Source organism: Gemmatimonadota bacterium, assembly GCA_009841265.1.
Lineage (GTDB): Bacteria > JAAXHH01 > JAAXHH01 > JAAXHH01 > JAAXHH01 > JAAXHH01.
Window position 1 is genome coordinate 262,683 of sequence record VXMB01000009.1, and the last position, 11,730, is coordinate 274,412.

Sequence of the window (11,730 nt, forward strand, 5' to 3'; positions counted from 1 at the left end):
GCGAGGGTCAAAATTATAGTCAAACTGGATTCTTCAGATGTCGGAGGTGCCCGGTATTGGGGCCTTCACTCTAACTTTAACTTGTCGGAAACCTCTGACAGGATTTTGTTCAACTTCTCAACGGTCTCCGGGTCCGGTGGCGTCTCGCCGCCTAACTCGATGCGAAAGTTGAATCTAATCCCAGACCCTACGGCGGCATTAAGTATGTCCGGCAACACTTCCGACAGGTCCTGGATGCCACTGGCTTCCAGTTCGGCTTCGGCGGTCAACTGTCCCGCCGGCTTAGGCCGGTATTGACCATCCTGGTCTTCGCGCACATCCGTTCTGTCCGGTACCTGGAGTGTCACGTGCTGGGCGCCGCTGATATCGCATGGCCACGGGGCGCCTTCGTCGCTGACTTCGATCCATCTCGCCCGCATACCTTCGTCTATCGCCGTGCGAATGGTGAACCAGGGCAAATTCATACCCGTCTTATGAGACAGCGTGGTGGCGATGGCCAGCGCATTGGTCTTGCCATCCTTCCACGCGCCGGGTATCGATTCGGCCATCATTTCATTGACAGGTATCCGTTCGGGGGGTGGTCTGAGCGTCGCCGACGAACCGAGCACACCTGCAGGTACGGACTCGCACAGGATCGAAGCTGGTCCGGCGGTCAGCCACAGAGTTCCCTGTTCGATGGCCTGTGTTACGGCAATCTCCACGTCGGAGGGTTCGCACTTCGGGATGTCCAGGGTATCTTCATATCCATCGCGGGGCACGCTCACGGTGTGGCCGCCTGCAAAATAACCATATACGTCCTGGACGCTGATCTCCGAATCTTTCCACAGTCCTGGGAGGCTCCCTTTTTTGAGGAGTTCCGGGGCGATTTCCGTCAAGGCTGCGTGTTCGGGCAGCAACACCTCGAGACCCGGGTCCCGGAGGACCGGTTCGTCGACGGTGGTACGCCAGAACGTCTTGCAGGTCTTGTCGGGGCGCGTTACCCGCGCGACCCAGATGCCGTCCAGTACGCCCTGCAAGACCGTTTCCAGAATCTCCCTGGACCGCAGCATCTTGGGTAGCTTGGGAAATTGTGCGAAGGCACCTACCAGGTCTTTAATTCGCCGGACGTGTTCGCCTTCGCGCCACAGGTCGTAGGGACCTCCCGGCAGCAAGGCCTCTGAACTGATGGCGGTCTCCTGGATGCGTGCGCGCGGGTCGGCCTTTATAATCGTGAATAGGGGCTCGTCGGTTACGACGATCTTGAAGGCTTGGACCACGTTTTCTTCGCCGACGGTCACGACGATGGAGTAGGCCTGCCGGATGGCTTCGGGGATCCGCCGCTTCGCCGCGGCGGTCTCGGTGGAGAGCATCTGCTCTCGGACCGGATCTATGGACTGATCCTTCAGTTGGCTGCGGACCTCTTCCCAGCCCAGGTATTCCCGGACCCGTGCCCTGGTCGCGTCCAGGCCGTCCCGCGACGGCACGGCGAGGACGGTGGCATTGCGATACACCCGTGGCCGGTTCGCGGCGGTCGTCTCGTCGAGGAATCGTCTCGCCTCCGCGCTGGGCTTGCCGGACTCCGAGGCGGCCTCTGGATCAAGCACGGCATAGTGGAAATCGCCGTCGTCGGCAACATCGGCGGGCTTTTCCGGCAGGTTGTGCACTTTTGCGCCGGCCGCGGAAGCGCCGGCAGTAAGCGCCTTCAGCTTGGCGATGTGCTCGACGATCTGGGATTCCACCTGCGCCGGAGGTACGCGGTTGTTGCAGGCGTCGTGGTGCATCTGGCGCAGGTTGGGCCGATTGCCCAGCCGCCAAGCTCTGGGCAACTCGCGGGTGCCGTCCCGGTTCGCTGCTGCGGTGGCCACTTCCGATTCGTCTAGGAACCAGGACAACTCCGTCCACCGATACAGCGCCTTCGCCAGTTCGATCCGGTCGGGACTGGCACCACCGATCAACACGAACAGTTCCCGCGTCAACGCCTTCTGGCCGATCGGCTGGGAACTCAGGAAGACCACGATGACCGCCTGCTCCATCTCCCGGTGGCGCAGCCCAGTCGTCTCGGCCTGGATTTCCCGCGCCTTGGCGAGTTCTCCTTCGAGGATCGGCCGCCATTCCTGGTGTCTGCCGGTCTCGGTGTCGACGCTGGCGTAGTTGGCGAGTTCCCCCGCCGCTTCCGCCAGTCCGTTCTGCTCCGGCTCTTTCAGCAGCACGTTGGGGCCGATGAGCGGGCTCGCGTCCCATCCTTCCGCGTCGCGCAGGGCGATGGCGAAGGTCCGGAGGATGCCGCGGGTCCGCTGGAACCCGTCGAGCTGCGTCCACCGGGTATAGAAGACCTCGGTAAGGTCCGGGTGGAAGGGGTAGCTGCCCAGATACCGATCTTCCTCTGCAGCCCGCTCCTTGTGGGTCCGCTCATCGATGGCGGCGATATTGCCCACCACCGAAGTGACGTGGGGGCGGAAGACGCCGGGGTCCCGGATCGATTCGGGCTTGAAGAAGCGGCGGCGCAGCACCTCGGCCACGTCCTCCTTGCTCACCGGACTTGCGTCTTCCTCCATCTGGCGGCCGAAGACCTCCGAAACGTCGCGCAGGAGTTCGTTGCCGAAGTCGTCGTGCTTCCTCGGATCGGAAGCGAGTAGCGAAGCTACCATGGCGCAACGGTCCACCTTGACCACCGCCTGGGTAAGATACTGGAAGAAGCTGACCAGGCTCCCGCGTGCCGTCGGATCGGCTTCGACCCGCGTGCGGATGTACATGAGCACTTCATCGAGGAGCACGAGCGTCGAAAGTCCCTCCGCCTGGGGCCTGGCCAGGAGCTCCACCATGAGCGGTTCGGCCGGCGGTGTCTCGCGTTCCGTATCCCGGCCTTCCGCGTGAATGAGTCTGAGCCCCTCGGCACCCACCAGTTGAAAGGCGAGCACGCTCCAAGGGTGCCGAAGCATCCTGATGGACCCGTCGGGCGCGGGCGTCTCGACGCCTTTTTCCAGGTCGATCTTGTCGAAACACAGGGCGGCCACGCGCGCTTTCGGAATTCCGGCTCCGATATGCGCTTTGAACTCGTGTACAGCCGGCAGATCGGGCAGCCCGTCCGGTTCGTTTACCAGGTGCCGAAGCGCAATGAGCGTATGCGTCTTCCCGCCGCCGTAGTTAACGGCGAGTTTCCTATAGGCTTTATCGCTCTGGCCGCTCAGACGGTGAATCACATCCCTGACCAGTTCCCGGAGGTTGTAAGTGGGATGGGTGAGCGCGAAGAACTCCGCCGGATCCTCGTAAACCCGGCGCCGCCCCTTCTGCATTACCACGTCGAACAGGTCGGCCGCGAACACGGCCAAAGACAATTCGCCCGTCTTCAGGTCGTCCCGCAACTGCACGACCTCGTGCCAGGGTTTCCAGGAAGGTTTGGTCGTCATATCATACCTCGTTCATGTATTTCGTATCGCGGCTTCGAGGCGCTGGGCAAGGTTATCGAAATCCTCGGGACACTTCTGCCGAATTGCGTTAATACGGCGGGATGCCTCTTCTGCCAAAGGCTCTCTACCACCGCCGGGCTTGTCCGATAAGTTGCGCTGGTCGACAAGTGGCTCGAAGTACTGCTCCTTGACCCGTACTTCGGCTCGTAGAGTGTTCCAATTCCAATTTGCGGGTAATTGCAAGCCCGCGAGAACCCAAGTCTCAAGCTCTTCCCAGGCGTTTTCGGCCAGGAATACCCGGACATCTCCAAACTTCGCTTCAAACTCGTCGAGTCTCTGGCGCCGTCCTTCCTCGCCATCGCGGTCGACGCACAGGATGAAGATATCCATCATGCCTCTATAACGAGCTACGATTTCCGAGATTCGCTCCATTTTCAATGCTTCACCAATGCCGCCAAGCCGCGGGTCCTGGCAAACCAGAATACGTGCTCCTGGCCTACCAAGGGATCGAAGAAGTTGACTGAAGATCGGATTCAGAATGTATTGGTCCTTACGGTCGTCTTCCGGTATGATGAGAACTCTCAAGAACCATCCTCCGCTGCATTGTAGTCTTCGATGAAGAACAGGGCGTCCTCCATCCAACCGGATTCATGAAGCCGTCCCAGCCCCTGATCCTGCCGCAACTCCCGCACATTGGGCAATTCGGCAACCGGGCGAATGATTGCCTCGGAAGTGTCTTGAAGTCGGCAGACTACCGATGTCTTCTCGAAGGTGTTATCGTTCATTACGGTCAACAATGTTGGCGCATGAGTCGTGGTGAGTACCTGAGTACTGTGCTTCGCGGTTTGCCTTTCAATCAAATCCATCAATAGATTCAGCCGAGCAGGATGAATGCCGTTGTCGATTTCCTCGAAGAAGTAGAGGCCGGCCGGATTTGTACCGAGCAATGCGGCCAGCATGGCGAGAAAACGTAACGTACCATCTGAAGCGCCATATGCAGACACTCGCCTGTTGTTCGCCTCTCGAAAGACGAGCTGAACCCGACCGGATACCTCTTCGATCGGGAACTCGAAATCCCGCACGTCCATTGGAGTCAACTTGCGGGTCCATTCGGCCAAAGTCTCTTTGCGTTTCGGGTCGTCGCAGATTTCTCGCAACACAGTCGGTAGGTTCTCACCGCCATTGCCCAGTATGGTCTGACCTGGGAAAGCAGCTTGGCGCATTCGATCAGGTACAAGGTCCAGAAAACGCATGTTTGCAAAAACTTTAATGGTTTTTTCGGCGAGTTCCTTGTGGCTCTTTACGATACGTGGATGTTCTATAAGCTGTGTCAGTGCAGGCTGATCCGGCCTCACCGAGATTTTGTGACCGAGTCGTTTCTGCGCCCCGGTTTTTTCCATTCGCAGGAGCAAGTGCGTATCATCCCCCTGCCTTCTAACAGGGTCATCCCGGTCCGGATGACTGGTGTAGATCGTCCGCCAGTATTTCTTCAACACGCGTTTTTTTAGTTCTTCTTTTGTAACCCGGAACATACCAGGTGTTTTTTTATTGTCACGACTGACTTCGATCAAGTAATCGAAGTCAGTCGATTCGACCTGCAGCGAAAACGCGGATTCGCCAAACTGGATGATTTCATCGGTGCCACCACGAATCGGTTCCCATTCACGTTGACCGCCGGAGCCATATTTACCACCGATGATTTCCGCCAGCGTATAGGCCCGGCCAATACCGTGCAGGAAACGGGAGGCGTCTCGGATATTGCTCTTGCCGCTAGCGTTCGCGCCTACTATTACGGTGAACGGGCCAACCCGTAGTGTCTCGTCGGCGAAGTTCTTGAAATTGACGAGTCTGAGCGAGGTGATCATGGCGTATCTCCGAACTGGAATCTCTTCTGTCGTATAGGGGAAACATCGCCTTGCGCGGCCACGTGATTGCTCAGCGCTTCGAGAACGGACCTCTCGTCGGAACCGGCCTCGGACAGTTCAATAAGGGCTTGAAGGATCTGATTGAACAAGATGTTTCGTTGAAGGCCCTGCGTACTGAGATAGTCGTTGACCTTTACCTGGTCGCCTGCCCGCCACGTGTGCATGAGTCTGTGAATTTGGTCAATGAGTGGCGCGGGGCTGCCTCCCTGGCTTTCGCGGCCGAGATTCCGTCCCTGCCGCCGGTGCCAGGGCTTCAGCTTCACCTTGGCGCCGCCTCCGGTGTCAACAACCCCGGTTACGGTCTCATCCGCATCACTAGTCGGTTCGTCGCTTTCGGCCCCTTCATTTTCCGCCTCCTCGTCAGCCCCGTGCCTGCCGGTTCGGGTAAGGAGATCATGCTGATTCATCAGGGCCGTGTCGGATAGGTTGCAGGAGAGCGCGTAGAGGATGCACGCGCCAACAGGCGCCTCGTCCATGCCGAAATCATGGCGGTGCAGCAGGTAGTAGGTGGTCACATCGTCGAGTCCGCTGATGGTATCTTCGCCATCGTGGGTCAGTACGCGACCGACGACGAAATCGACGACCATGCGCCGCACTTCGCGGAGGAATTCCGAGACTGACATCAACTGGTCGGGGTCGTTCGCCTTCTTGATCGCCGGATGCTTGCTGAAGGCCTCCAGGGCCGGACCGGTCGCGGCCCAGACGAAATCCGGCCCTCGAATGCCGGCGTCCCAGAAATCGTGGAGTTGTCGGGAAATGTTACTCTTCATTTCGCCGAGAACAACATTATCCCAACCAGGACGGGCGGCGGAGCGTTTCTTACAGACTATCCAGATGGATGAAGCAAGGGCGGCGGAACTTACAGACCGCAACCGCACCTGTCTTTCAGTCTGGATGGGCCAAGAACCAGCAACGACAAATCCAGCCCGAATAAGAGCTGCGACAAGGGTCTCCCATGCAGCCGGGCTCTTGCTTGCGAATACTATGACCATCCGCCCTTGTGGCCGGAGAGCATCACAACATTTCTCGAAAGCATGAGCCATACCGTCTTCGTAATTTTGCTTGGAGAGGTTTCTGTTTCCACCAAAACGACTTGCATCATCAATCAACTCTCCGTTGCCAGCTTCGGCATCCCACTTCGGTCCGAGTTCTGATCTGAATGCGCCTTCTAGTCCACTCGAAACGCTGTGCATCAACCGGCGCAGCCAGACATAGAAAAAATCCATCAGATCAGAATACGGTATTGCATCGTAATAGGGAGGATCCGTGACAATGAGATCGTACTGCCCAATTTGCTCTTCGATTGCGGATTGCAGTTCGACGCATGGAACCGGCGCGTTTTTCACAGCACCTTGAAGGTGATCAAAAACTCTGGCCACCCACTCATTAGCACTCTCTAATCCACCGGTTGCTTTCGTGAACGGGCAGACCTCAGCGATATCCCATACGATTGGCAATGCAAACCGACTGAATTGTTGTCCCATATGTTCGTTGCTATTTACCCAGATACATCCACCACTACCATAGGCCGTTTGTCGGTTCATGATACATGTAAGAAAGCCTATAATTGCTTCGGCGACGCCAGGGTCATGTATCGCTTCGAGTTCTGACTTCGCTTCAGTGATGGATTGGATAAGGGCGCATTGTGTCGCCAGTTGCCGATTCGTAAACAACTTCCGCCATGTGTTGAAACCATAGAGAGGTACACGGAATCCAAGCGCTTCCTTACTTGGAAGGGGATCGTTCGGCAATCCGAACGGGATTTCCGAGTATAACTCCTGAAGTCGTTCTTCGGATACTTCCGCCACTGCTCGTTCATGTTCCGTGGGCAGCCGGTATTCTTTGCCATTCGGTCCGTCGACCACAACGGCCGTCATTACGGCATCCAATCGGCCGGCACGGCCCTCGAACCGGACATCTTCCATGGTCGTGATCATACCGCAGGACGGGCACGTTGCCCCGGTGCGCGACATGGTACCTGCGCCGATGCGCTTGTCGTGTTCCCGTCGCTGGGCCACGTTGCCTCCAACCTGCGGCACATCATTTTGCACGCTGAAAACGACACCATCCAAGTCGGTCCTGACTTTCATCGTCAACAACACCCGTTTACGGACCTTCTTGCACAACCAACGTGTTTTAAGCAGAGGCAACGTGGTTCTGCAGTACTTGCAGGTCACGGTCCGGGCCCAGAGGTAGGCGACCGTCGGTTTGGCTACCCACCTTGGATTACCCGGGTATTTCAGATACATCGAATCGAAATCGGCATTCAATGGGCCAACGTCCGTCATGCCGTCAGCGTTCGGTTCAAGCAGCAAGAGCCTCTCAGGGGGGCCGTTTGAGTTACCAAGCGGTTCTTGCAACTTCTCGTCCACGATAGGTGGGGGCCCATCAGTCGCTTCTCCGTCAAGCCGCGTCCATTCGGCATAGGTCGGGTAGAACGAAGCCAGTCGCTTACGCGCTCTTGCCAGAACCCATCGGCCCCAGGCACGGGTGTGCCAGGCAAAATCTGCTTCGATCAGATGATCGTCTCTCGGCAGGGCGTCGATCTGGAGGCCAGTCTGATCACCCTGTTCAAACCGCTTTAGAAACCTCTTGAGGTGGACTCCCTTGAGCTCCTTTGACTTCAGGTACGCCTCCATGAACTCGCGGTCCTTCAGCGCGAATGCGGGCAACTGTCCGGTTTGACCGGACAGTCTTTGGGGGTATTCGAGGGTACACTTAAGGATGAACCAGGCCACCGGATTGATGTCCATGGCCGTAACGTCACAACCCAGGCGCATGGCTTCAAGCGGTATGGCACCTCCGCCCGCGAAGGGATCGAGCACTTTGGGCATCCGTCCGCCGTACGCCTTGCGGATCTCCGAGCGGAACCATTCGAGATTCGAGCCGTTCTCGCGTCCCCAATGGAGTATGCCTCCTTCGGTCTCCTCCTTCGTCTTTTCGACCACGCGGCCGTTCAGACTTTTCCGGTCGACGGACTCCACGACCCGGCCGGCCATGCGCTCAAGTATCGTCTTCCGTTCAACCGGATCGTCGGTGTCGGAGAGCAGCGTCGCGATAAGCGCGGCACGGCACGCCGCCAGCGGTCTCCTCGCCGGCCAGATGTGCAGCGTGGAGATGTGACCATGCCGCACATTCTTCTCGTGTACCGAGTCGAGAGAAACCTGCTTCAGGGGAAAAGCAGCTTCTATGAGGCGTTTGTCGTGCATCCCTGTTCTCCGTCTTCCTCTTGCTTAAAAACTACGTTAGTCAAAGAAGGATACTTAGTTAGCTCAATCGGGGTTTCTTCAATGGATTTGGCTGATAACTGAGACCTAGCGCGACGAACAGTTTTTCCCGTAGCCGGTAGTTGATTTCATGTGTGTTCGCATAGTGTTGTAGCCAGAGAGAAAGCAGTCTCTTGGGGACTGTGTTTCGATTTCCTTCAAATTTACTAAATGTATCTGTAATCTGTTTAACGCTCTGTGTGCTAAGGCTTTCCGAAGTTTCCAATATGAACAATATACGGAGTAGGTCATACGCTGGAGTGCCATTCTCTCGACACATGGCATCTACTACTTTTTGTAACTCTGGTTTACGAATGGAGATGAGGATCTTCCTTAACAAAGATCCTATGCTTACGAACACGAGAGTACGGATTTGCCTCCTTAAAAAGTTTTGTATCTTCTGCTTGTCGTCCTCTGGAATGTTAACGCTTTTTAGCTCTTCGATGAAATATCCTTCGAAGCTCAGAATGGTATCGCGGTCAGTGACTATGTTGATTAAACGCAACCCGGCATCAGCAACGAAGGAAACGACTTCTTTGAGTTTTTCCCGAGGAAGGCTGCCATACTTGTTTCTCAGTATCTGACCCAAAATCTCCATGTTCTTCAATGCACGATAGAAATCATTTAGAGCATCCTCCTCAGAACCATCATTGGGAGGTAGTTCTTCTAATTCGGCTTCGTTTTCGTCTCGCTGTTCTCTTTCTATTCTACGCTCTTCCTCAACCGGTCGATTAGACAGGATCCTCTCCGGGAGTTCTTCAAGTATACCTTCCAACAATCTGGTTTCATCTGTACTTAATGTAGCGGGTGAAATACTGTCGAATGCGTATGCGCTGTGTATCATGGTGTTGATTAATTCATCGTTCTGCGTGTGATGAATCGTGAAAATCAGTATGTACGCATTATCATGTACATAACTCTTCCTGGCTAGCTCTTCAATCAGCCCTTTCTTTACTTCGTAGTTCCTCGCGAAGTAATGTCCGAGAAGAAAGTAGTAAATGAAAGGATGGTTGAACTCATAGCCGCCGCTGCGCATTCGGATTATTGAAGAATCCTTCCTCATCAAACGATTAACGACACTGTCTTTGACGATAAAATCCTGCTGATAGCGTTTAAGGAATTGCTCATATTGATCCTGAGAGCATTTACTTTGATCAAATACCTCAAAGGCGAAGTGGCTGAGAAAATTCAGCGCAGAATCGATATCTTCTTTGCTTACTCCAATGTTGATGAGTTGGGCTGTAATCAGAGCTTGATAACAATGTCCGTAAGCGGTGATCTGTAAACTTTGGGGCATAAACGCTTCGAATGTTTGGAGAATAGATAAGATATAGAACGGATAACGTGGGACAATTCTGTTATGGAGAATAATGGAATTCAGTTGATCTTCTATCTGGTCTATCTTCCCGTGGGTGATAGACAACTCTTGGTCTTTTGTGTTGCTTAGGCCGATCCATTTCTTGATCAGGATCTCTTGATTAACATGCCCCAATGATCTTAAACTCAACAACTCGAAACCGGCAAGTCTGCCCTCGTCCTTGAAATAGACAAGAAAGTCATCCTCCGAGGTCACAATGAGAATGCGCTCGAAATAGTCCTTTGCGAAGTCAACAAAATTCAAATGCGAATTATGGCTAAAGTCATCAATGATTAGCAGTTTTGCTGGTTTACCTTTCCAATGAGAGAAACTTCCATTGAACTGTTCTTTAAACACTTCCTTTATGAGTCGTTCGTGATTTATCGGGCTCCTGATGTCATTACCCGATATGAGTATGGCCGGGATACCTTTGTCGATTTCACTAAGAAGCAGTTTGCGACAAAATACGGTTTTTCCACTCCGGTCATCTCCCTTCAGAACGAGACGCTTGTTCTTCTTCCATAAATCTTCAAACCCATTAACACCACGATCGCTGAATTCGGCTTTGACATTTGGGAAAACAAATAGATCATCCAGCCTTATATTCTCTTTATGTTGTGATATGAATTCAACTTGGGTTAAGTCATCCCTGAATTCTGTTTTTAGCCGGAAAGGTATGTGGGTTACGATCTTTCTGATATTCTCGTATATATCATGAAGTGCATCATCCTCATTTTCCCATTTGGTAATGGGCTTCCCGTCTGTCGGTATCGCAAGTAGGCCTGATATACCTTCGAGATCTTTCCAAGCGCAAGGTCGTGCGATTACTGGTACTACTACAAGGGCATCGTTCTTCGCTTTTAGGTCGAGCGCAATACGCAACTCCCTCATACATTCGGGGGATGCGAGGAAATCAGGACTTAACACCAACAATATCAAGTCGGCCGTTTCCAGATTACTATCAACTTCGTCATGGATCGCTTGTCCCGGCAGTATTTTCCGATCATACCATTCGTCGATAAGTCCCTCGGCTTTTAAAAGGGCAAGGTGCTTTTCAATCCCTTCGCGTAGATGATCGTCCTTATGTGAATAACTATAAACAAGATTCATGACTTCTTACTCCTCATCAGTTTTAAGTGTTAAAAGGAGAATCTTCAGAATCCTATGTTAGGTTTTCAAACTACCGCCTATCTCACCCCACATGTCCTTTATCGCTTGAACATTCAGCCAATGATCGTGTTTCCGGCCGCGCTACCAATTGAGTCGATTACTATAAGTATACTGCGACGGTTCGAATCGACCGTAATGCACAAACACGATTATCCTGACGCACCCGAAAACGATTTCGTGCAGAAACTCCACTCTAACCAAAGGCAGATTACGACTTAGAGGTTCTTCGATGAGGAAGTAACGCCAGTCGAAAGAACCATTGAAATCATCTTCTCGTTCGTTTGAATCGCCGTCCAGATTCGCTAAGAAGGCTTCCAGTGCATTGTATGGAAACCTTCCTCCAATCGACGCCTTGTAATCGTTATAGTTCTTGCGAAGCATTTCTTGGTCTTCCGGCTCAAGCAAATCTAAAAGGATAGTCAGAGTATATTTGCGTGGTACTGTCTTCCCGCGTACATACAGAAGCGCCTTAATTGACGATTCAACTAGGAAATAGCCAGCAACCACGTAACCCCATGCCTGCGCTACCTCGTGGCTAGGAATCAAATCAGGTTTCAAGGGACACTTCTCGTACTTTTCCTTCTCCTTTTTCAGGGCTGAATCCAGCCATTTCATTATCCTTGGTG

At 53.9% G+C, this 11,730-nt stretch carries 6 protein-coding genes; all 6 read right to left on the reverse strand.

The genetic code is table 11. The features are described 5' to 3' along the window. Positions 1–65: 65 nt before the first annotated feature. Positions 66–3,386 (reverse strand): ATP-binding protein, encoded by a 3,321-nt coding sequence (locus tag F4X08_06080; GenBank protein ID MYD25360.1) that lies wholly within the window; start codon positions 3,384–3,386, stop codon positions 66–68. 12 nt (positions 3,387–3,398) lie between these two features. After that, a complete protein-coding gene (locus F4X08_06085; protein ID MYD25361.1) occupies positions 3,399–3,971 on the reverse strand; it encodes a hypothetical protein in 573 nt (190 codons plus the stop codon). After that, the gene (locus F4X08_06090) at positions 3,968–5,251 is read right to left on the reverse strand and encodes an AAA family ATPase (GenBank protein ID MYD25362.1); all 1,284 of its coding nucleotides are present in this window, start codon (positions 5,249–5,251) and stop codon (positions 3,968–3,970) included. Before F4X08_06090 ends, F4X08_06085 begins: the two co-directional genes overlap by 4 nt. Beyond that, the gene (locus F4X08_06095) at positions 5,248–8,520 is read right to left on the reverse strand and encodes a DUF1156 domain-containing protein (GenBank protein MYD25363.1); all 3,273 of its coding nucleotides are present in this window, start codon (positions 8,518–8,520) and stop codon (positions 5,248–5,250) included. The genes F4X08_06090 and F4X08_06095 overlap by 4 nt, the downstream gene beginning before the upstream one ends. Positions 8,521–8,578: 58 nt before the next feature. Then, positions 8,579–11,044: a toll/interleukin-1 receptor domain-containing protein gene (locus F4X08_06100; GenBank protein ID MYD25364.1), complete on the reverse strand. Its 2,466-nt coding sequence runs from the start codon at positions 11,042–11,044 to the stop codon at positions 8,579–8,581. 141 nt (positions 11,045–11,185) lie between these two features. Next, positions 11,186–11,719, reverse strand: coding sequence for a hypothetical protein (locus tag F4X08_06105; protein MYD25365.1), 534 nt, complete (start codon positions 11,717–11,719; stop codon positions 11,186–11,188). Positions 11,720–11,730 lie beyond the last annotated feature (11 nt).

Bases quoted from the DNA above. Each gene is read 5' to 3' on its own strand.
- F4X08_06080 (MYD25360.1), bottom strand. From the start codon at position 3,386: ATGACGACCAAACCTTCCTGGAAACCCTGGCACGAGGTCGTGCAGTTG.
- F4X08_06090 (MYD25362.1), bottom strand. From the start codon at position 5,251: ATGATCACCTCGCTCAGACTCGTCAATTTCAAGAACTTCGCCGACGAG.
- F4X08_06095 (MYD25363.1), bottom strand. From the start codon at position 8,520: ATGCACGACAAACGCCTCATAGAAGCTGCTTTTCCCCTGAAGCAGGTT.
- F4X08_06100 (MYD25364.1), bottom strand. From the start codon at position 11,044: ATGAATCTTGTTTATAGTTATTCACATAAGGACGATCATCTACGCGAA.
- F4X08_06105 (MYD25365.1), bottom strand. From the start codon at position 11,719: ATGAAATGGCTGGATTCAGCCCTGAAAAAGGAGAAGGAAAAGTACGAG.